Annotated in this window: 19 protein-coding genes, 4 tRNA genes, 1 other RNA gene, 1 pseudogene and 1 riboswitch; of the genes and pseudogenes, 13 read left to right on the top strand and 12 right to left on the bottom strand. The window is 53.4% G+C overall.

The window, feature by feature from the left end; all coding sequences use genetic code 11:
- From IV91_RS0108855 to IV91_RS15820, 5 genes are all read right to left on the bottom strand, one after another.
- Window positions 1–122, bottom strand: a 122-nt coding sequence (locus tag IV91_RS0108855) for a GTP-binding protein (RefSeq protein ID WP_031597691.1), incomplete at its 3' end; no start/stop codon positions are given.
- A gap of 50 nt (window positions 123–172) precedes the next feature.
- Window positions 173–247, bottom strand: a tRNA-Thr gene (locus IV91_RS0108850).
- Between the two features lie 17 nt (window positions 248–264).
- Window positions 265–338 (bottom strand) — tRNA-Gly (locus IV91_RS0108845).
- A gap of 60 nt (window positions 339–398) precedes the next feature.
- Window positions 399–483, bottom strand: a tRNA-Tyr gene (locus IV91_RS0108840).
- Window positions 484–523: 40 nt separating this feature from the next.
- Window positions 524–943 (bottom strand): GtrA family protein, encoded by a 420-nt coding sequence (locus IV91_RS15820; protein WP_035417550.1) that lies wholly within the window; start codon window positions 941–943, stop codon window positions 524–526.
- Window positions 944–975: 32 nt separating this feature from the next.
- Here IV91_RS15820 and IV91_RS0108830 point away from each other — a divergent pair, with 32 nt between their 5' ends.
- A complete protein-coding gene (locus tag IV91_RS0108830) occupies window positions 976–1,983 on the top strand; it encodes a glycosyltransferase family 2 protein (RefSeq protein WP_051862418.1) in 1,008 nt (335 codons plus the stop codon).
- Window positions 1,984–2,287: 304 nt separating this feature from the next.
- Complete coding sequence (locus tag IV91_RS0108825; RefSeq protein WP_160171555.1) at window positions 2,288–3,256, top strand: sensor domain-containing diguanylate cyclase; 969 nt, start codon at window positions 2,288–2,290, stop codon at window positions 3,254–3,256.
- 61 nt (window positions 3,257–3,317) lie between these two features.
- Here IV91_RS0108825 and ssrS read toward each other — a convergent pair.
- The 4 genes from ssrS to IV91_RS16835 all read right to left on the bottom strand — a co-directional run bounded on the left by ssrS (window position 3,318) and on the right by IV91_RS16835 (window position 5,314).
- A non-coding RNA gene (gene ssrS, locus IV91_RS17260) (6S RNA) lies at window positions 3,318–3,500 on the bottom strand.
- Between the two features lie 2 nt (window positions 3,501–3,502).
- Window positions 3,503–3,814 (bottom strand): cell division protein ZapA, encoded by a 312-nt coding sequence (locus tag IV91_RS0108820; RefSeq protein WP_031597687.1) that lies wholly within the window; start codon window positions 3,812–3,814, stop codon window positions 3,503–3,505.
- Complete coding sequence (gene zapB, locus IV91_RS0108815; RefSeq protein WP_150112439.1) at window positions 3,811–4,008, bottom strand: cell division protein ZapB; 198 nt, start codon at window positions 4,006–4,008, stop codon at window positions 3,811–3,813. The genes IV91_RS0108820 and zapB overlap by 4 nt, the downstream gene beginning before the upstream one ends.
- Before the next feature lie 127 nt (window positions 4,009–4,135).
- On the bottom strand, window positions 4,136–5,314 hold the full coding sequence (locus tag IV91_RS16835) for a J domain-containing protein (RefSeq protein WP_150112438.1): 1,179 nt from the start codon (window positions 5,312–5,314) through the stop codon (window positions 4,136–4,138).
- A gap of 177 nt (window positions 5,315–5,491) precedes the next feature.
- Window positions 5,492–5,699, top strand: a riboswitch (cobalamin riboswitch).
- Window positions 5,700–5,862: 163 nt separating this feature from the next.
- On the opposite strand from IV91_RS16835, the gene cobO reads away from it, so the two are divergent.
- Genes cobO through IV91_RS0108780 form a run of 6 tightly spaced genes read left to right on the top strand, consistent with a single transcriptional unit; the run spans window position 5,863 to window position 11,912 of the window.
- Window positions 5,863–6,471, top strand: a complete 609-nt coding sequence (gene cobO, locus IV91_RS0108805) for a cob(I)yrinic acid a,c-diamide adenosyltransferase (protein WP_031597684.1) — start codon at window positions 5,863–5,865, stop codon at window positions 6,469–6,471.
- 3 nt (window positions 6,472–6,474) lie between these two features.
- Window positions 6,475–7,767, top strand: coding sequence for a cobyrinate a,c-diamide synthase (locus IV91_RS0108800; RefSeq protein ID WP_031597683.1), 1,293 nt, complete (start codon window positions 6,475–6,477; stop codon window positions 7,765–7,767).
- A complete protein-coding gene (gene bluB, locus IV91_RS0108795) occupies window positions 7,764–8,468 on the top strand; it encodes a 5,6-dimethylbenzimidazole synthase (protein ID WP_051862412.1) in 705 nt (234 codons plus the stop codon). Before IV91_RS0108800 ends, bluB begins: the two co-directional genes overlap by 4 nt.
- A gap of 3 nt (window positions 8,469–8,471) precedes the next feature.
- Window positions 8,472–9,407 (top strand): CobD/CbiB family cobalamin biosynthesis protein, encoded by a 936-nt coding sequence (locus tag IV91_RS0108790; RefSeq protein ID WP_031597681.1) that lies wholly within the window; start codon window positions 8,472–8,474, stop codon window positions 9,405–9,407.
- Entirely contained in the window at window positions 9,400–10,410 is a 1,011-nt protein-coding gene (gene cobD, locus IV91_RS0108785; protein WP_031597680.1) for a threonine-phosphate decarboxylase CobD, read from the top strand. The genes IV91_RS0108790 and cobD overlap by 8 nt, the downstream gene beginning before the upstream one ends.
- Complete coding sequence (locus IV91_RS0108780; RefSeq protein ID WP_031597679.1) at window positions 10,407–11,912, top strand: cobyric acid synthase; 1,506 nt, start codon at window positions 10,407–10,409, stop codon at window positions 11,910–11,912. The genes cobD and IV91_RS0108780 overlap by 4 nt, the downstream gene beginning before the upstream one ends.
- Before the next feature lie 12 nt (window positions 11,913–11,924).
- Here the strand turns inward: IV91_RS0108780 and IV91_RS0108775 are convergent, their stop codons facing one another.
- Entirely contained in the window at window positions 11,925–12,125 is a 201-nt protein-coding gene (locus IV91_RS0108775; RefSeq protein ID WP_031597678.1) for a YgaP family membrane protein, read from the bottom strand.
- A gap of 198 nt (window positions 12,126–12,323) precedes the next feature.
- On the opposite strand from IV91_RS0108775, the gene IV91_RS16830 reads away from it, so the two are divergent.
- Window positions 12,324–15,194: an EAL domain-containing protein gene (locus tag IV91_RS16830; RefSeq protein WP_051862410.1), complete on the top strand. Its 2,871-nt coding sequence runs from the start codon at window positions 12,324–12,326 to the stop codon at window positions 15,192–15,194.
- A 293-nt stretch (window positions 15,195–15,487) separates the two neighbouring features.
- A tRNA-Arg gene (locus tag IV91_RS0108765) sits at window positions 15,488–15,564 on the top strand.
- A 203-nt stretch (window positions 15,565–15,767) separates the two neighbouring features.
- On the opposite strand, the gene IV91_RS0108755 is transcribed toward IV91_RS0108765, so the two are convergent.
- On the bottom strand, window positions 15,768–15,977 hold the full coding sequence (locus IV91_RS0108755) for a helix-turn-helix domain-containing protein (protein WP_031597676.1): 210 nt from the start codon (window positions 15,975–15,977) through the stop codon (window positions 15,768–15,770).
- 150 nt (window positions 15,978–16,127) lie between these two features.
- On the opposite strand from IV91_RS0108755, the gene IV91_RS0108750 reads away from it, so the two are divergent.
- From IV91_RS0108750 to IV91_RS16825, 3 genes are all read left to right on the top strand, one after another.
- Window positions 16,128–16,361, top strand: a complete 234-nt coding sequence (locus IV91_RS0108750; protein ID WP_031597675.1) for a hypothetical protein — start codon at window positions 16,128–16,130, stop codon at window positions 16,359–16,361.
- On the top strand, window positions 16,354–17,631 hold the full coding sequence (locus tag IV91_RS0108745; RefSeq protein ID WP_035417547.1) for an Arm DNA-binding domain-containing protein: 1,278 nt from the start codon (window positions 16,354–16,356) through the stop codon (window positions 17,629–17,631). The genes IV91_RS0108750 and IV91_RS0108745 overlap by 8 nt, the downstream gene beginning before the upstream one ends.
- A 489-nt stretch (window positions 17,632–18,120) precedes the next feature.
- Entirely contained in the window at window positions 18,121–18,636 is a 516-nt protein-coding gene (locus IV91_RS16825) for a hypothetical protein (RefSeq protein WP_051862407.1), read from the top strand.
- Between the two features lie 1,255 nt (window positions 18,637–19,891).
- On the opposite strand, the pseudogene IV91_RS15810 reads toward IV91_RS16825, so the two are convergent.
- Window positions 19,892–20,076: pseudogene (locus IV91_RS15810) on the bottom strand (IS701 family transposase); the annotation flags it as partial.

Genomic DNA, 20,076 nt, shown 5'->3' with positions numbered 1-20,076 from the left:
CCAAACTTCTTCGACAATACCACCGTCATCGCCGCCGTCAGCGTCGTCTTTCCATGATCCACGTGGCCAATCGTCCCCACATTCACATGCGGCTTCGTCCGCTCAAATTTGCTCTTTGCCATAATGTCCCTCGCTAAATCTCGGCTTGCGCCGCTGATGATCGTCTTAGACTTGGAGCCCATGACCAGGATTGAACTGGTGACCTCTCCCTTACCAAGGGAGTGCTCTGCCACTGAGCTACATGGGCCAAAACTTTTCAACTGTTGGAGCGGGTGAAGGGAATCGAACCCTCGTCGTAAGCTTGGAAGGCTTCTGCTCTACCATTGAGCTACACCCGCACACCGTCTTCAACATGCCACAAACCCGATATTTTTGAGTCTGCTGTCTTTCTAAACCTTTGGTGGAGGGGGAAGGATTCGAACCTTCGAAGGCAGAGCCGTCAGATTTACAGTCTGATCCCTTTGACCGCTCGGGAACCCCTCCTAAACGAACCCGTGATTATGGGCAAGGAGACGTAGTGTTGTCAATGCTTTTTTGTAGTTGGTGCATGAATAAATATCCATCGCTGTGCCGCAAGATAGTTCGCCCCCATCCCTGCCAGCGAACCCAACGCCACCGCAACAACAGGATGACCTGCCAACCATGAACTCAACCAGATCGCCAGAAGATAGGTGCCATTGTTGAGTAGCGCACCCCACCCATTGGCCATCAAGTAGCGCGCCCACTCCCCCAGCCAGCGTTTGCTCCCTCGCCCTGCGAAGGCATAGCGCCGATTCAACCCCCAGGTCACCGTCACCGCCAGAAGAAACCCAAAAACTTGTGCGCCCACCAACCCGCAGTATGTATGGGTGGCCTGCACAGTCAACGCATCGACACCGAACCCCACGGTTCCCGCTGCCGCAAACAACAAAATACGCTTAAACTTTTCGGTTGCCAGGAACATGAACGGTCTCGGAGCGCAGTATAATTGAAAACATGAATTCTACGTCAAACCTTTCCACCTCCACACCCCCGATTCTTTCTGTGGTGGTACCCATGCACAACGAGGCTCAGAATCTGACGGTTTTTTTCGACCGTCTCTGTCATGTCCTGGAGCCCATGGGACTTTCCTGGGAACTGGTCTGTATCAATGACGGCAGTACCGATGACACCCTGAATCAATTACTGGCCCTGCGCGCTCGGGATACCAGGGTGGTCATTCTCGATCTGTCCCGGAATTTCGGAAAGGAAGCCGCGTTGACCGCCGGTCTCCTCGAAGCTCGTGGCGATGCTGCCATCCCCATGGATGCCGATTTGCAGGACCCCCCCGAACTACTCCCCGCCATGGTTGACCAATGGCGGGCCGGATATGACATGGTATTGGCGACTCGTTCCAGCCGACAAACCGACAGTTGGCTGAAACGCCACACCGCCCATTGGTTCTACACCCTCATCAACCGTCTGAGTGAAGTTCCTATCCCGGAAAATGCCGGAGATTTTCGTCTCATGAACCGCGCCATTCTGGAAGCTTTGCGCCAATTTCCCGAGCGCCGCCGTTTTATGAAAGGTCTCTTTGCCTGGGTCGGTTTCAAAGTCACGTCCGTCAGTTACGAGCGCCCGGAACGGTTGGCCGGCGTCAGCAAATTCAATTTCTGGCGTTTGTGGAATTTTGCCCTCGAGGGCATCACCTCCTTCAGTCATGTACCCCTGCGCATGGCCTCCTACCTGGGATTCGCAGTCTCTTCCCTGACCTTCCTGTACGCGCTCAAAGTTATTCTCGATACCCTGATTTATGGCAATTCCGTCAAGGGCTACCCTTCTCTGATGGTGGCCATCCTGTTTTTTGCCGGGGTTCAGTTGATGGCCTTGGGCATCATCGGAGAATACCTCGGACGTCTGTACGAAGAAAGCAAACAACGTCCCCTGTACTTCATCCGCGCCTACTATGGCCCCTCTCTTCCCGCACATGCTCAACCCATCTCCGCGAGAATCCCCTCGCTTTAGCCATGGGGAGGTTTAGAACAGTTTCGACACATGACGCCTGTAGTGATGATCCAGGCCCGATAGACGCAATTTTTCTCTTCCTCCAAGGAAATGGAATGTTCAGAAGTCTCCGAAACCCCGCCCAATAACTCCTAATCCCCCCCCTTTCATTCCAGTGCGTTTCTTCTGACAGTGCCGTAATCGACTTTACGGATTGTACGAAACCAAGATTTGGCACAAAATGAAACTGCACACAGGATGTGCGTGTATGAAAGTCCCGCCCCAAAGGACCGGTCATCGTCTGATATCCCATGATGGAGGTGATATGACGCACGGCAACCCTACCGACAAGAACCCCCAGACCAACAAGTCAAGTTCTCCGATGATCCACGCGGAGAAGGTACTCGATCATGTTCTGGATCACCTTTTCGACTCGGTCATCATGGCCTCGACCGATGGCCTGATCACCTCGTTCAATCGCGCGGCCACGCTGACTTTTGGATATACCCGCGCTGAAGCCCTGGGCCAGAATGTGACCCTGTTGATGCCTGAGCCCCATTGCACCCATCATGACCAGCATATTCGCCATTTTCTGGACTGGGGTGGAATCATTCCGTCCTCCCAGAACCGGGAGTTGGTGGGCAAACGAAAAAATGGGGAAGTCTTCCCCATCACGCTGGTTCTCACCTCCGTCGAACAAAGTCCTGGAGATTGGATCTTTATCGCCATTGTGCGGGATTTGACGCAGGTGGATGCGGCCTTGCAGAATCTACGCTTCACCGCCTACTCCGACCCTTTGACCGGATTGCCCAATCGACTTTTGCTCATGGATCGCCTCAGTCAGGCCATTCGTTCCCTCAACCGAGAAAGTCCGGGAATTGCCCTGCTTTTTGTGGACCTTGACCATTTCAAACCCATCAACGACAATTTCGGTCACCATGTCGGCGATCTGGTCCTTCGGGAAACGGCCACCCGACTGCAATCCTGTGTCCGAGAATCGGACACCATTGCCCGTTTGGGAGGAGATGAGTTCATCGTCCTGCTCATGGGGGTGGAAAACCCGCTGTCTGCTCTGGGGATAGGAGAAAAGATCCGCGAAACCCTGAATGACCCCTTTATATTGGAATCCGTTTCGCCTTTGACGCTTTCCGCCAGCATCGGCATGACATTCTGCCAAACCCATGCCATCGACGCAGAGAATCTGATTCGTCAGGCCGACTTCGCCATGTATCGAGCCAAGGCCCAGGGACGCAATACGGTTGTGTCTTATACCACGGCGCAGGATCTGCGCTGAACGCCCTCTCCACCCGTCTCTACCCCAACCAATGTCACGAAAATGATCGAATGAGAAAGATGGTTCCCCCGGTGATGCCGTCTGGCCGTCATCCTGAACCCTACTCAATAAAGAGGGCAATTTGCCGGAAACTTCAGGTACCGGAGATAAATCCAGCGCACAACAGTCTCCTTCGGGCCAATCACCAGGCTTGGATGCTTATCGGTTCAAAAAATCGGAACCATCGCGAGCACCCCAGGGGAAAACTCAAAACAAATTAATCTGCTCAAAAAAACACCGATCCAACTGATCTTCAACCGCCTTGATACGATGCTTCACTTCACCCACATCCCAACTGCTGGCAACTTTTTGTTCCATCATCTCGTATACCGCATTCAAGGCCACCATCACGGCGGCACGTTCCGGCCCCACCTCAGCATGACTGCGCGCCTCACGCATGCGTCGATCCAGTTCCAGCGCAGCCTCTTGCAACAAGGGGTGTTGGCCCTCCTCACACGCGACCCGATAGGTGCGGTCGTAAATAACGATTTCCAAAACTTTGGCTACAGGACGGTTCATGCCACCTCCGTCGTCTGATCCATCAATTTCTGCAACCGGTATCGCGCCTCCTCCATCTTTGCAGACATGGCACGCAACTCCTCGGTACGTTCGATCAACTCCTGACGCAGACGCTGGTTCTCGGATCGCAACCGATCACACTGGTCCACCACCCGATCGACCTTACTCTCCAACGCCGCGAAATACTTGTCCATGGCTTCACTATACCCCCAAAGCACCGGATCAAGCAAACACTCTGCCCCCAAACACTCTTTCCAAGTTCTGATCGTCCTTCATTGGTTGATCTCAAAAGAAAAACTCATGGCAGCACTTACTCAAGAGTTACTCAAAAAAGTTCCCATGGGCGGGTAACTCCTTGAGCCACTGGCGCAACATGCTTGGGTCATTAAATTCTTTCAGGTCACGCCGGATCTGAAAAAGTATCCCCTTCAGGTGTTCCACTTCCGCATCAAACTCCCGTTCGATCCGCTCGGGTGTCAGCGCACCAAAGTAAGGTCCCATATCCAGGAAGGCTCGCAGTTCGCCCTGAATTTCCTGTTCCAATTCTCCGAGTTGACTGCGCAACACACGGATATAAATTTTAAGACGCTCCTCAGGCAACATCAGGATATGATCCGAGTCGATCTGTTCGATCTCCAACTGCAAATTGAGCAAAGTCAACAAGTCATTGTCCGCATAGGCTTGGTTTACCTTTTGCATGATTTCCGTCTTACGAACCCGTTCCACTGGGTCCTTCTCTCGATCCGGATGCAATGTGCTGGCCAATTTTCGATATACCTCCTTCACGGACAAACTGGCCTCCTGAACTTCCTGTTCTTTCTTGCTCAGAGAAGGCTTTTCTTCCGAATTCTGTTTTGCAGACTTGGCCGCCTTCTTTTTCTGGTGTCGCTCCGCCCGTTTTTCTTCATCGGCCTGTTTCTGCTGGTGGATTTTTTGATGGGCGAAGTGCATCAGATCCCCTTCACCGTCGTAATCACTCAAATCCACCCCAAACAATTCCTCGAAAATAAGGCGATCCTGCTTCTCTTCCAAGGTCTGGGTTTCTTCACGACTCATGGCCGAGTATTCGTCATGAATGCCTTCCAGTTCCTGATCTTCGGGGGCTTCATCCAGCAAACCGTTCGACAGATTCAGCAACACATAGGTCAATTTGCGCTGTTGCACCTTTCCAAGACGCAATCCTGGTGGTTTTCTTCCTTCAGGACGCAAAATATCATGAATAAACAAGACCATTTCACGCTGAGCCGAATGGATATCTCGCTGCAGAGGGAGGATTTCATCCATCACTCGCTGACGATGACGCAGTTTATACTCCTGCCACTGCCGCAAGATCTGTTTCTTTTCATCGATCTGGTGAACCAGTTTCTTGAAATCTCTTTGAGACTTCCCCACAAAGGATTTCTGAACCACTACCTCCATCATCTGGGTAGGTCGGTGTGTTTCTTTCTCCTCCGGAGGGTCAATCTCGAAGGAGAAAGTCTGCTGGATAGATTTTTTCATGCTTCTGGCGAAAAATGAATCGGGAGTTTTACTCGCAGAGACCCCGAACCTGCGCCCAATAGGTTTTTCTTCATTTCCGATACACTCCACAGATAATTTTCAGTTGGGTCAAATTATACCCCTACCCGGCCCACCCAACCAATTGGAGCCCATGCTATAATTTTTTCCTGCAAATGTGATCTGTTTCGCATTTGGGGTGCCCCGCCCGTGAGTCCACGGAAAGGGTGAAACGGGAAACAGGTGCAAACCCTGTGCTGCCCCCGCAACGGTAAGTTTTGAAGGCTTCACCCCCATGTCACTGGTCCTGTTGGTTAACGCCGCAGAACCGGGAAGACGGTGAAGTTAGGAAACGAGCCCGGAGACCGGCCCCTCGCATCAAGTCGCCAGATGTTCTGGCGCATCGGAAATACTGCGGGGAGGCAGTGTTCGGGCTGATGATGTCATTTCAACCGGCGGCTCATGGGACTTTCATTTCCCACGGTATTTCCCTATAAACCTTGAGGGAATCTCTTCCTTGGGGAAAGGATTTTTTTACCATGGGGTTTTCAATGAATGAAGAAAGTGAACGTTCTCAAAATCATACAGCACGCATGGCCAGAAAGAAGGCTGTGGTGGATGCCGCCATTGCGCGCGCCAGTGAACAGCGGGGGGTGTTTCTGGTCCTGACCGGGAATGGCAAGGGCAAATCCAGTTCGGCTTTCGGAATGGTCGCCCGGGCGCTAGGCCACGGCATGACAGTGTCCGTATTCCAGTTCATCAAGGGAAAGGGCGACACGGGTGAGCAGACCTTCTTTCAGCGTCAGGCCAACCTTCAATGGGAACAATGCGGAGAGGGCTTTACCTGGGAAACCCAGAGTCGGGAACGGGATATTGCCGCAGCTCAAGCAGGTTGGGACAAGGCACGCGCAGCCCTGAGCGACCCAGCCATCCATCTGGTAATTCTGGACGAAATGACTTACCTGTTCAAGTATGGGTATCTGTCGCTGGAAGAAGTCCTGTCCGTCATTGCTTCCCGGCCCGCCCATCAACATGTAGTGGTAACGGGGCGCGCGGCCCCCGATGCCTTGTGTGCGGCTGCAGACACGGTCAGCGAAATTGCCGATGTGAAGCATGCCTTTCGTGCGGGCATCATGGCGCAACCGGGAATCGACCTCTAGGCCATGACCCGCGCCCTGTTCATTGCCGCACCTGCCTCGGGACAAGGAAAAACCCTGATCACCGCCGCCCTGGCCTGGCACCACCACCAAGAAGGGCAACGGGTTCGCGTATTCAAGACCGGTCCGGATTTTTTGGACCCGATGATTTTAAGTGAGGCCAGCGGACATCCCGTGCTCAACCTCGACCTCTTCATGATGGGTAAGGAAGCATGCCGTCAGCAGGTGTCAGAAGCCGCCCAGGATGCCGACCTGATTCTGGTGGAGGGTGTCATGGGTCTGTTCGATGGCATTCCTTCCTCGGCAGATCTCGCCGCACTCCTCGGGCTTCCTGTATTGATGATCATGGATGCCTCGGCCATGGCCCAGACTTTTGGTGCTCTGGCCCTGGGTTTGAAGAACTATGATGCGCGTCTCAACTTTGCCGGAGTGTTGGCCAACCGCGTGGGTAGTCTCCACCACGCCCAGTTGCTGGCTTCCAGTTTACCCACCTCCCTCGCCTGGCAGGGTTCCATTGCACGCGATCCTGCCCTGACCTTGCCGGAACGCCACCTTGGGCTGGTACAAGCCGCCGAAGTGCCCGACCTGAAGGCACGCCTTACCCATGCAGCCCAAGCTCTCCCCGAAACCTTGCGCTGCTTCCACAAGTTACCTTCCATAACCTTCCCGGCCCCCACCCCTTCGGCACCTCCCGAGCGTTGGCTGGAGGGCCTGCGCATTGCTATCGCCCAAGATCGCGCCTTTTCGTTCCTGTATCCCGCCAACCTCTCTCTGCTTCGTACCCTGGGCGCGCAGTTATCCTTTTTTTCCCCGCTGCAAGGAGAGCTCCTGCCCTCCTGCGATGCACTGTGGTTACCTGGCGGATATCCGGAATTACATCTGAAGTCTCTCGCTGCACATTCCCACTGCATGGCCACCATCCGTCAACACCATGAAGCCGGCAAACCCATCCTGGCGGAGTGCGGTGGCATGACCTACCTGGCACAACGGCTGACCTCGAAAGAAGGGGACTGTGCCGATCTGGTGGGCCTCATTCCAGGCGAAGCCACTGTTCAACCCCGCCTGGTCGCCCTGGGTCTACAATCCTTGCAGACCCCTCAGGGAGAATTGCGCGGCCATACTTTTCATTACTCTCGCTTCGAGACAACGTTACTTCCCACCTCGCATGCTCAGAATGCCAGAAACGAGGAAGGGGAAGCGGTGTACTGCACAAAGGGTCTGACAGCCACCTATCTGCACAGTTATTTTCCTTCCAATCCCCGTGCGGCTGCGCAATTTTTTCTGGGAAAAGCCCTATGACTCCCGTCTCGCCACCCTGTGAAGATACCCTTCTGCCCCACGCCTATACGCCGACCGAACGGGAAGCGCTCTGGCGTACCTTGCGCGAACGTCGCGATATGCGTCATTTTTTGCCCGATCCTTTGCCTGCCGGGTTACTCGAACGTCTGGTGGAGGCCGCCCACCTCGCCCCTTCCGTGGGCTATATGCAACCCTGGCGTTTCATTCGTATCACGGACCCTGCCCAACGTCAGAACATCCGGCGGTTGGTGGAAGCGGAACGTCTGGCCACGGCTCAAGTCTTGCCCTCTCGCACCGATGATTTTCTGAAAGTGAAGGTAGAGGGTCTGGGGGAATGCGCCGAGGTTTTGGCAGTCGTGTTGATGCCCGAACGAGAACGACATCTGTTTGGACGCCGTACCCTGCCCGACATGGACCTTGCCTCCGTGGGATGCGCCATCCAGAACATGTGGCTGGCCGCCCGTGCAGAAGGCATTGGCCTGGGCTGGGTCTCTTTCTTCGATCCGAAGGACCTCGCCCAACTCCTGGCATTGCCCCCGGGTGCCCGTCCCGTCGCCCTGTTATGCATTGGTCAGGTCAACGAATTCTATGCGCGCCCCTTGCTGGAAAGCACGGGCTGGGGACAACGCCTGCGCCTCGATGAGGTTCTCTTCGAAAATTACTGGCCCGCCGGTGTGGGGGGAACCCCTCCCGCGTATTGAGCCATGATGCCTGATCTTCTGAGTCACCCCTCCTCCCTGATGGCAGGTGCCCTCATCCTGGATGGTCTGCTGGGTGAGCCGAAACATTGGCATCCTTTGGTGGGGTTTGGCCATTGGGCGGCGTGGGTGGAACGCCACAGTTATGCACCCAGCCGTCTGCGGGGCGTTCTCGCCTTGGTCATGACCCTTGCACCGCCCGTGGGAACCAGTGTGATCTTGGGTCATCTCGCCCATGGATGGGGCACAGCCTTCTCCCTTTGGGCACTCTACTTTGCCCTTGGATTACGCAGCCTGCACGATCATGTGCGCCCCATTTACCAGGCCCTCGACCGTCAGGACGACAAGGCGGCGCGACGAGCCACCGCAGCCATCGTCAGCCGGGATGAAGCCACTCTGGCGATTCTTCCGGCCACCTGTGAGTCAGTCCTGGAAAATGGGAACGACGGGGTCTTCGGAGCCCTGTTCTGGTTCTGGGTGGGCGGAGCCCCCGGTGTGATTCTTTACCGACTGGCCAACACTCTGGATGCCACCTGGGGCTACAAGTCGGCGCGTTATCTTCACTTTGGCTGGGCCGCCGCCCGTTTCGATGACATCCTAAACTGGGTGCCGGCCCGTCTCACCGCATTGACCTACGCCTTGTTGGGAGAATTCCCTCAGGCTCTTGCCTGTTGGCATCAACAAGCCCCCCTTTGGGATAGTCCCAATGCGGGGCCGGTCATGGCTGCCGGTGCGGGTTCCTTGAACATCCGATTGGGAGGACGAGCCCAATATGGGGGGGTATGGCATGAACGGCCTCGTTTAGGCTGCGGACACACGCCACAACGCAACGATATCGACCGCACCTTGAATCTCGTACGCCACGGTGCCCTCCTCTGGATCCTCGTGGCCGTGTCCGTAACCTGGATGCCCGCACTTTGGCACCTGTTCACCCATGCTTGAACATGGCGGAAATCTGACTCTGGCCGTTCAACGCTTCGGACGCCCCGCCGGTCGCTGGCTCGATCTGTCCACCGGGATCAACCCCCACGCCTGGCCCATCCCTTCCATTCCCGCCGAATTGTGGCACTGTCTGCCAAACATGGACGACGACCTGAAAAAAGTTGCCTGCCATTATTTTGGGTTCCCTCAAGTATTACCCGTAGCAGGCACCCAAGCCGCCTTGCAAATGCTGCCCACCCTGCGTCCCTACAGTCGCGTTGCCATACAGCCCCTCACCTATGCCGAACATGCGGCCTGCTGGGCCAGACAGGGTCATGAGGTCATTCCCTGGAGTGCAGGGCAGGATTTATCGTCTATCGATGTTCTGGTGGTGGTCAATCCCAATAATCCCACCGGGGAAGTGACCCCGCTGCACAAGTTATGGGCCTGGCATGCGGAACTTGCGGCGCGCGGGGGCTGGCTGATCGTAGATGAAGCCTTCATGGATGCCACGCCAACGGATAGCCTACTCTCCACGCTTCCAAGATTCGCGCAAAAGGCACTGCCACCGGGTTTGATCGTGCTGCGCGGATTGGGCAAATTTTTTGGTCTGGCAGGTGCCCGTGTCGGTTTTGTCGGCGCCTCTCCCTCTTTTCTTGAAGATCTGGAAGACGCCCTGGGTCCTTGGACGATTTCCGCTCCTTCCCGATGGTTAGCCATCCAGGCTTTGCGCGATATTTCATGGCAAGAATCCATGCGGCACAAACTGATCAGAGAAAGTGAGCGCTTACACGAATTACTGGTTCACAGTCAGTTCCCCCCCCAGGGGGGCACTCCACTGTTCCAGTGGGTCATGGCCTCCCAGGCACAACGCCTGCAGGATCATCTGGCCCACCAAGGCATCTGGGTGCGAAACTTCCCGAAAAATTACGGGATACGCTTCGGACTGCCTGGAAACGAGTTGGCTTGGCAGCATCTGGCCAAGGGACTTTCAAGTTTCAAATTCGGAACCGGAATGTCATGACACGCGCGCGCTCTCTGATGATTCAAGGCACCACCTCCGATGCGGGCAAAAGTACGGTCGTCGCCGCACTGGGACGCTGGCTGAAACGTCAGGGTATCTCCGTAGCCCCCTTCAAACCCCAGAATATGGCTCTCAACAGCGCCGTCACAGCGGCAGGGGGTGAAATCGGCAGGGCTCAGGAACTTCAGGCTATCGCCTGTGGCATCCCTTCCCATGTCGACATGAATCCCGTTCTGCTCAAACCCGTCACCGATCAGGGGGCACAAGTCATCGTATTGGGAAAAGTGGCTGCTCACTTAAAAGCCGGTGCCTATCAGAACTACAAGGCCGAACTTCTCCCCATCGTAGTGGCCGCGCATGAACGTCTTGCACAACAACATCAAGTGGTGCTGGTGGAAGGTGCGGGATCTCCTGCGGAAATCAACCTCAGGGAAAACGACATCGCGAATATGGGGTTTGCAGAAGCCGTGGATTGCCCTGTCCTGCTGGTGGCCGACATTGACCGGGGTGGAGTCTTTGCTCACCTGATCGGAACCCTGGCGCTCCTTGCACCAGCGGAGCGGGCACGAGTAAAAGGCTTCATCATCAATCGCTTCCGCGGCGACCTGACCCTTTTGAAACCCGGTCTGGACTGGCTGGAACGGGAAACGGGATTACCCGTCCTGGGGGTCCTCCCTTACCTGACCGATCTTTTTCTGGACGCAGAGGATGCCTTGCCGAAGGCAGATCGTCCCCCGGTCTCCGGAGGACACATCGTTGTCCCCGCCTTCCCGCGCATTTCCAATGCCACAGATTTTGACGCATTGCGTCTGCTTCCGGATTTGAATCTGCATTTCATCGGAGCGGGGCAATCCTTTCCTGCATCAGATCTGATCTGCCTGCCCGGTTCCAAAGCCGTAGCCTCGGATCTGGACTGGTTCCGTGCCCAGGGTTGGGAATCGAAACTGCATCAACATCTGCGCTATGGAGGCAAAGTCATCGGAATCTGTGGGGGCCTTCAGATGCTGGGGAAGATCCTTCATGATCCTCTGGGATTGGAAGGAAGCGCAGGGTCCAGTGCCGGGTTGGGTCTGCTGGACCTGGAAACCACCCTGGGTCCCCATAAAATTCTCCGTCACCGGACTGGGTACTGCACTTGGGCACCCGCGGTTCCCGTGGAAGGATACGAAATTCACGCGGGCATCAGTCACGGTCCAGCGTTAAAACGGCCCGCTTTTCTTCTGAGCCAAAACGATCCCACAGAGTCAGATCCCCCGTCAAATTTTTCGCAACGTGAAGGAGAAGGAACCCTGAGTGAGGACGATCAACTCCTCGGAACTTACCTGCATGGACTGTTCGACCACCCCGAGACACGAGGGACACTTTTGAACTGGGCAGGATTAACATCTTCGAAAACCGCACCCAGTCGCCAAGAAAGACGTCACAGCGATCTGGAACGCCTCGCCGACCTGATCGCTGCTCACTGTGATACGAACCGCCTCAACGCCCTGCTTGGAATGTGAGAATCCCTCGATTCAAGATTTGGTGCGACAGGTCTTGATCCCGAAGGGAAGATAGGCCGGACACCAGCCTATGGCCCCCGTCAGGAGCGGAACCACCCCAATCCATCCCCACACACCCACCGTATGCGTGGCGGCCAGGCCGATCAACACCAGCCCCACCACAATCCGTAACACCCGATCCATTCCACCGACATTGCGATTGCAATTGCACATGATACCTCCCCTTACAGCAGTCCACTATACACCCATGGTGGGTGGGATCCCGTCCCGGCAGTAAAGTTCCTCTGTGCGATCATTCAAAATTTCCCCCAATGTTCGAGGAATGACCGGATCGTATAATTGGTACTCTCCAAGACAATATTCTGCTCGCAAGGGTATACTGGACGGGAGGGAAGGAGTTTGTTACCTATCATGAATAATCGGTCACTCAATGCTTCGGAAGGCGTGGAACGGGGGCGCGGCCCTGGCACCGGAAAACTTTTTACCGAAACCATTCTGGACTTGGCTGCACCGCTGATTCTGGTCATCGATCAAGAAGGATTGATCGTGCGCTTCAACCATGCGGCCGAACAATTCACAGGTTATCCGTTTGAAGAGGTCCGCCGGGAACCCTTTTTCTGGGCACGTTTTACTGAAACAGAAGATCATGCCGCTGTCCGCGCTCGGTTTTTTGAATCCTTGACCATCCCCGATACACAGCAGTTTATTCTTCCCTGGGTCAGTCGTCAGGGCCTGATCCGCTGGTTCGAATGGAACAATACCGTCATCCGGGATGAGTGGGGTAATTTTTTTCTGGTTACCATCGGCAACGACATCACTGCCCAACGGGAAGCACAGGTACGGATGCAGGAGAATGAACGACGCCTTCTCGACATCCTCAACGTCAGTCCCATTGCCGTGCGCATTGCGATCAATCAAGGGCGGCAAGTCGTTTTCCATAATCCCAGTTATGCCCGGCTGATTCATAATCCCGCCGCCATGGGCGATAACCCTCAACGCTACTATGAATGCCCCGAAGAGTACGAAAACATTCTGGAAGAATTGGTGCAGGGGCATAACGTCCTGAATCGGGAAATCAGGTTGCAAATTCCAGGCAAGGATCAGGTCACCGTGTTTGCGTCTTACATGCCTATCCAGTTTCATGACCAGGATGCCGTGCTGGGCTGGTTCTATGACATTTCCGAACTCAAGAATTTCACTACTCAGTTGGCGCACCGGGAGAAAGAGTTCCGTCGCCTCATCGAGTACCTCCCTTACGGTATTCTGATTCATCAGGAGGGCAAAGTGTGCCTTGCCAACCAGAAGGCGGTACAACAGTTCAATGCAGCCTCGGCGCAAGAATTGCTGGAACTCCCTGTGCTCGATCTGGTTCACCCCGACTATCGAGATATCGTCATGAAGCGAGCAACTGCAACCCTCGAAAAGGGGACCAATAATCCGGTCATCGAAGAAAAATTGCTCTGCCGTGATGGGACCCCCTTTGATGCGGAAGTTGCCAACCTTGCGGTCACCTTCAATGGCCGCCCAGGCTCTCTCGTCGTATTCAATGACATCACCGAGCGCAAACGCGTCGAAACCCAACTGCGGATCAATGCCAATGTCTTCAACACCAGTCTGGATGGCATTCTCATTACCGATCCCCAGAACCGCATCCTGGACGTCAATCCTTCCTTCACCACCATTACAGGGTACTCTCGGGATGAAGTGCTGGGGCACACGCCCAGTTTCCTGAAATCGGGAAAACAGGACGAGCAGTTTTACCAGAACCTTTGGTCAACGCTTCATGAAAAAGGAAATTGGCGTGGAGAACTGTGGAACCGTAAGAAGTCCGGAGAAATCTATGCAGAACTCCTGTCCATCTCACTGATCCGGGATGCACAGGGACGGGTACTTCACCACGTAGGAGTATTTACCGACATCACCAATTTCAAGAACCATGAAAGGGAACTGGAACGCATCGCACATTATGATCCTCTGACGGGTTTGCCCAATCGGGTATTGCTGGCCGACCGCATGCAACAGACTTTGGCCTTGTCGTCCCGCTCTCAACGTCTGTTGGTGGTGGGTTATCTGGATCTGGACGGCTTCAAACAGATCAACGATTCTCTCGGTCATGAGATTGGTGATCAGGTTCTGATCGAGATGGCGCAGCGCATGAAAAATCTCCTGCGGGAAGGGGATACGGTTGCGCGCCTGGGCGGAGACGAGTTTGTTCTGCTACTGACCGGTTACCGGGAGGCTCAGGAATCCCTGGCCACCCTGCAGCGCTTATTGAGCCAGTTGGCGCTTCCGGTCACCCTGAATGACACGCCTCCCGTCACCCTCAGCGCCAGTCTGGGCATTACGGTCTACCCCCTCGACCCCAGTGACCCTGATACCCTGTTGCGCCACGCCGATCAAGCCATGTACAGCGCCAAACAGTCAGGCAAAAATCAGATTCAGATCTATGACCCTGAAATGGATGCCTTGCTGCGCCAGCAACAGGAGTTTCGTAAACGATTCCAGCATGCACTGGAGAATGAGGAATTGTTTCTTCTCTATCAACCCAAGGTGGATCTGTCCGGCGGACAACTACTGGGGGTGGAAGCCCTGATTCGCTGGAATCATCCCGAACGTGGAGTGCTTTCCCCTCAGGAATTTCTCCCGTACATCAGTCAAACCCATCTGGATAGCCAAGTGGGCGAATGGGTCATCGCCCAGGCCTTCACCCAACTGTGTCAATGGCAAGCACAGGGACGCGAAATCCCCATCAGCATCAACATTTCACCCCATCATCTGGAACGTCCCAATTTTATCCATCATCTGACGAATCAGGTGTTGGCTCATTCCCGTATTCCCCCTCGTCTTCTGAATCTGGAAATTCTGGAAACGCTTTCTCTGGACAATATTCAGGAAGTGGGCGAAATCATCCACTCCTGTCGTGATCTGGGTATTGGTGTCGCACTGGATGACTTTGGCACGGGGTATTCCTCCCTGGCCTATCTGAGGCAGTTACCTGTGAGCGAACTGAAGATCGACCAAAGTTTTGTGCGCGACATGGTTTCCAGTGCTACGGATCGTGCCATCATCCAGAGCATTCTTTCCCTGGCCAGCGCCTTTGATTGCCAAACCGTGGCGGAAGGCATCGAAAACCCTTCACAATACCGATTACTTCTCGAATTGGGCTGCCAAGCCGGACAAGGCTATCATGTTGCCTACCCCATGAAGGCCGATGAACTGATTCATTGGAAACCTACGTTTTTTCAGCCAGACAGACAAGTAAGTTCCTCTCCCGAATATTAAAAAATCCCCAATTTTTTCACCGTAAATGGTAGAATGATGGAATCACTGTTTAAAATCAGTGTGTTCTAGTTGATCACATCACGCGCTCGTAGCTCAGTTGGATAGAGTATCGGTTTCCGAAGCCAAAGGTCATTCGAGGTTTATGAGTATAAGTCGCATTTGTACGCCCGTGACCATGTTTTCCTATTGCTTTCTGGTTGTTTTCATGCGCCTCATGGCGTTCAACTGGAGTTGTGGTACAATCATAAAAATAACTGTTTAACATCAGTATGTTCCAGTTTATTCCAGAACATGCGCTCGTAGCTCAGTTGGATAGAGCGTTGGTTTCCGAAGCCAAAGGCCACAGGTTCGATTCCTGTCGAGCGCGCCAAAACTGACTTTGGGTCAGGTGACCAAAGGTCATGTCCAAACGCAAAATTTCTTCCGTGACCATCCGGTGACCAAACGGTGACTATGCCGTGACTATGTCGAAATATGAGCGACCCGGAACCCTACCATTTTGACCTAAAGCCACCGTGACCATGGAGAACGAATCTCAGGCGCCAGAGTCGCCGATTCCGCCTTCGTTGGGGCTTATTGATCTTCGGAGATAAATTCCAAGAGGTCGCCCACCTTGCATTGAAACAATCGACACAAGGCGTCAATCGTTTCCATATCCACTCGGGTAGCCGTTTCGTTGTAAAGAAGGGTAATTGAATTCCGGTGTAGCCCTGTTTGTCGTGCCACATCCGAAATCTTTAATTTCCGTTCACCCATCAAACGTGACAGATGACATCTGATCATTTTTTCTCCCTCCGTAAAATATTTTCATCCTAAACGACAAATATTCTTGCAATATGTCATTTTTCGATGTATTATGTCACTTAGGATGACATTAGTTAACCCACGATGCCATTCTAACATCCAAACTTAACTTATTTTTCGGAGAACACCATGTCAAAAACATATTTAACAACCGAAACCTTAGCTGAACGCATCCACTACGACCCAAGAACCATTCGCGAATGTCTGATCGACAGCGTATTGATCGAAGGGATCCATTATTTCCGCCCCTTTGGAGGACGCAAGATACTCTACATCTGGGAGACCATTGAGCGCGATATGATTGCATCCTGCACATCCACTTTCGGCATTCCCATGGCAGATGGGGGGGTGTGCCATGGCTAGTATTCAAATTCGCAAGGAAAGCAACTGCCTTATCCTGGATTTCTATTACAAAGGAGTCCGGTGCCGTGAACAGACGGCTCTGAAGGATAATGTGACTAACCGAAAAAAGGTTAAATCCCTGCTCGACCGTATCGAGGTAGAGATTAAATCAGGCGCTTTTGAGTATCGCAAGTACTTCCCGAACAGCAAAAACGCGCCCAAATTTGATGCTACGCTTCAAACCGCGTCCCCTTGCTCACAACCACCGACCTCCAACCTGTTGACCGAAAGCAACGGAACTTCGAACACCCCGCTCATGAGGGACTTCGCCAATGTATGGTACGCAGAAAAGGAGGTTGAATGGAGGAACAGTCACCGCAAGGGCATTCGATATGACCTGAACAGTCGGATTATTCCCTCTTTCGGCGACAAGGAAGTCGGCAACATCACCAAGTCAGACATTCTTTCCTACCGTGCTGATCTCGCCAAAGCCCAGGGACGGGGAAAGAATATTACGCTGTCCAACCGACGCATCAACAAGATCACAAATTTGTTGAGGCAAATCGTCAATGAAGCCGCCGACCGGTTCAATTTTCGCACACCTTTCCAGAATATCAAACAACTCAAAGTGAAACGGACGGATGTTGATCCCTTCACACTGGATCAGGTCAGGTCATTGCTGGATCATGTTCGCGCTGATTACAGGAATTACTTCACGGTACGATTTTTCACAGGGCTACGCAGTGGCGAACTCAATGGTCTCAAATGGAAGTTTGTGGATTTTGAGCGACGAGTGATCATGGTCAGGGAAACCATCGTGGCCGGGGAGGAAGAATACACCAAAAACGACAGTTCCCAGCGAGATATCCAGTTGTCACAGGTGGTCTTCGATGCCCTTAAGTCGCAAGAAAAGTCAACAAGGCACCTTTCGCCTTATGTGTTTTGCAATACTCTGGGGAAACCCTTGGACAATAAAAATGTGACCAACCGGGTTTGGGTACCACTGCTGAGGAATCTGGGGCTATCTCCGCGCCGACCCTACCAGTGTCGCCATACCGCGGCCACTCTATGGCTTGCCGCTGGAGAAAACCCTGAGTGGATTGCACGGCAGATGGGGCATACCACCACGGAAATGTTGTTCCGTGTCTACTCTCGCTATGTCCCCAACCTGACCCGGCAGGATGGCAGCGCTTTCGAGCGTTTGCTGATGCAAAACCTACCCGCTGTCGCCCAGACCAATCCCGCTGCTTCTGGTTCCAATACCGTCCAAGACGAGGTGTGCCATGATTAACCCCAATATTTTTCCGTTCCCTGAAATCGAAAACCCCATGACCAATAGGGTCACTGCACCATGTACCGAGGGGATGCCTTATATTTTTCGGCTGACCTCGGTCACCCATCGGCAGGAAGAACGATGCATACGGTACACGGCACACCTATACCATGACAAGGCAGCCATCAAGGTTGAGTGGACCAGGAATCAACCGGATATCAGGCTGCGACCGTTTTCCCTGGTTTCACCCCGCTGGAAAACCAGACCTACCTCAATTAACGGTGCGCTTCAGATTTCCAGGCTCGTTCTGATGGAACACCCAGAACCCGAGGAAAACCTGTTCAGGATGGTGCCCTCTGGTTGTGGGTATTCTGGATCAAGGACCGCACAATAATCCATCAAGCCATCACTTTGCTGGATGAGTTGCCTCGTCCCTATCGCTTCCTGTTCAACGCTATTTTTTGGAACGGAGACCGGTTTAGAAGGTTCTGCATGGGGCCGTCCTCCATGAATGCTCATCACAATTATGACAACGGCAACCTGATTCATAGCATTGAGTTGGCTCAAATGATGTGCGCTGCCCTCAAAGAACCAGATCCCAGAAAGGAAGCCTTGGCTATCTTGGTGGGGTTGCTCCATGATGCAGGCAAGGCAGATGAGTACCAACTCTCCCCCAAGGGAGACTGGGTCCTGACGGACCGTGGAAAATTACTGGGACACCGAGTGACGGTGGTGGAATGGATTGCGGCAGCATATGCCAAACACCCCGTCCACAATCTACCAAGGGAGCATTACGAGGCATTGTTGCACTGTCTCACCTGCCATGCCCATGCTCCCGATTGGTTAGGTATCCGCAAACCGAGGATGCGGGAAGCTATTCTTCTTTCCGGCCTCGATCAATTCACAGGACAGGATGAACTGATGCGCCGGTGTGCCCCCAAGGAATCAGGATGGGGAAATTACCACGAAAAACTTAAGGGTGGGAAACCCTATCAGGTAGAATCTATCCCATTGAAGGCGTAAAACACTTTGGTGATCAATGAATGGGCTGGTGCCGCAAAGTACTGGTACGGCGGGCTAGCATGGCGGGCAAGTCGGCAAGCATGTGCACTGGTTATCAGATTAACCAGTGCCAGACAATCGGGCTACAACGTACCCATTGGATTGTCTTGTGATATGTGGGGGGGCACTATGGACGTTTTTGAAAAGGGCGGAATCATAGTTATTGCGATGGAGGTTCTGATACTCGTTATGAGCATTTTTATGGTGCGTCATTTCAATAAGCAGATCCGTCAGAAAAGAGAAAAAGCCTTACTGGCCAAACGGAGTCTGGAAGCCCCTCAATAAAACCGCCAACTACGCCTTTGGGCTTGCTGAGGCATCCTTCTCTTGACAGTTATCTTGATTATCGTCACAAGAATGGAAGAGAAACGGACTATCTGGGGTGGCGCCCGCCCCTTTCACGATACCGCGCAATATTTTCCGTGTTAAATGGAGCCGTGAATCCGATTTTTAAGTTTTCGTTCAAGTGTCTTCCGGTTCAAATACCTGACCATGAAAAAACTGATAACAAGAGCCAAAAAAGCACTGGTAACAGCAGCAATACACCCCAGCGTAAAATCATCGTTCAGCATTTTCACCTCCCACATCCTTTCAGAACAAACCAAGGTAACGATACCCCTTCACAGTTTTCCAAAAAACCCAAGTATCAAGGAAGACCGAGAAACTTTACCATTGCCGTTCATTGTCCCACTTTTAATTGCACATGTCTTGAGACATTCATTTTCCAGGTTCGGCTTGACGCACGATAGCATATGCAGCCCTTACGATGGACTGTTAGACCAACGCTAACGGTCACGCCCATCTATACTCAATTAACTCTGAGCGACCGCTTTGGAGCAGGCAATTTGAGATTCTGATCGAGTACAATGTGCCAAGAGTTGCCGGTGGTCACTGGGCTGGCAACGGCAGGATAGAACCTATTGCGGTCACACGTCCACCCAGATATGCTGTCATTTGAACGACTGCTGTACTTCGGAACCGGTCGGAAGGCCAATTCACACTGCTCGGCCTTAACGGACATTGTTGTATCTGCCTGTCAGTGCCCGCTTTCGAGACGCAACAGACCTTCACGGCAAGCCAACTGAGCGACTGCTGTACTACTGACTGAACTTTAGACATTCGCCTCTCCCAGCCACCCAGGATTTTCCATGGTGGTGAGGTGGAGAAAACACAAAAACAGGGCGATTCGACAATGACGGACAGGAGGTTGCGCGTCTCAGCACTGCAATCGTTGATCCTGAGTGGGGAAAGGCATCACGAAATTCCCCGACTTCAGGTTGTCGCTGTGCGCACAAGGTGAGGCATGGCGTACGGGAAGTCCGATAAATTGGATGCGCATCCACTGACCGAAAAGTCCCGCCGTGATCATTGCTCCCTTGCGCCAGGGCGCGATTTCCATCA

The organism is Ferrovum myxofaciens (assembly GCF_000735045.1).
Classification (GTDB): Bacteria; Pseudomonadota; Gammaproteobacteria; order Burkholderiales; family Ferrovaceae; genus Ferrovum; species Ferrovum myxofaciens.
Note: the sequence above shows the minus strand (reverse complement) of the source record. Positions and strands in the feature narration are given on the sequence as shown.

Excerpts from the sequence above, each read along its gene's own strand:
- IV91_RS15820 (WP_035417550.1), bottom strand. The coding sequence starts at position 943 with ATGTTCCTGGCAACCGAAAAGTTTAAGCGTATTTTGTTGTTTGCGGCA.
- IV91_RS0108830 (WP_051862418.1), top strand. The coding sequence starts at position 976 with ATGAATTCTACGTCAAACCTTTCCACCTCCACACCCCCGATTCTTTCT.
- IV91_RS0108825 (WP_160171555.1), top strand. The coding sequence starts at position 2,288 with ATGACGCACGGCAACCCTACCGACAAGAACCCCCAGACCAACAAGTCA.
- IV91_RS0108820 (WP_031597687.1), bottom strand. The coding sequence starts at position 3,814 with ATGAACCGTCCTGTAGCCAAAGTTTTGGAAATCGTTATTTACGACCGC.
- zapB (WP_150112439.1), bottom strand. The coding sequence starts at position 4,008 with ATGGACAAGTATTTCGCGGCGTTGGAGAGTAAGGTCGATCGGGTGGTG.
- IV91_RS16835 (WP_150112438.1), bottom strand. The coding sequence starts at position 5,314 with ATGAAAAAATCTATCCAGCAGACTTTCTCCTTCGAGATTGACCCTCCG.
- cobO (WP_031597684.1), top strand. The coding sequence starts at position 5,863 with ATGAATGAAGAAAGTGAACGTTCTCAAAATCATACAGCACGCATGGCC.
- IV91_RS0108800 (WP_031597683.1), top strand. The coding sequence starts at position 6,475 with ATGACCCGCGCCCTGTTCATTGCCGCACCTGCCTCGGGACAAGGAAAA.
- bluB (WP_051862412.1), top strand. The coding sequence starts at position 7,764 with ATGACTCCCGTCTCGCCACCCTGTGAAGATACCCTTCTGCCCCACGCC.
- IV91_RS0108790 (WP_031597681.1), top strand. The coding sequence starts at position 8,472 with ATGATGCCTGATCTTCTGAGTCACCCCTCCTCCCTGATGGCAGGTGCC.
- cobD (WP_031597680.1), top strand. The coding sequence starts at position 9,400 with ATGCTTGAACATGGCGGAAATCTGACTCTGGCCGTTCAACGCTTCGGA.
- IV91_RS0108780 (WP_031597679.1), top strand. The coding sequence starts at position 10,407 with ATGACACGCGCGCGCTCTCTGATGATTCAAGGCACCACCTCCGATGCG.
- IV91_RS0108775 (WP_031597678.1), bottom strand. The coding sequence starts at position 12,125 with ATGTGCAATTGCAATCGCAATGTCGGTGGAATGGATCGGGTGTTACGG.
- IV91_RS16830 (WP_051862410.1), top strand. The coding sequence starts at position 12,324 with ATGAATAATCGGTCACTCAATGCTTCGGAAGGCGTGGAACGGGGGCGC.
- IV91_RS0108755 (WP_031597676.1), bottom strand. The coding sequence starts at position 15,977 with ATGATCAGATGTCATCTGTCACGTTTGATGGGTGAACGGAAATTAAAG.
- IV91_RS0108750 (WP_031597675.1), top strand. The coding sequence starts at position 16,128 with ATGTCAAAAACATATTTAACAACCGAAACCTTAGCTGAACGCATCCAC.
- IV91_RS0108745 (WP_035417547.1), top strand. The coding sequence starts at position 16,354 with ATGGCTAGTATTCAAATTCGCAAGGAAAGCAACTGCCTTATCCTGGAT.
- IV91_RS16825 (WP_051862407.1), top strand. The coding sequence starts at position 18,121 with ATGAATGCTCATCACAATTATGACAACGGCAACCTGATTCATAGCATT.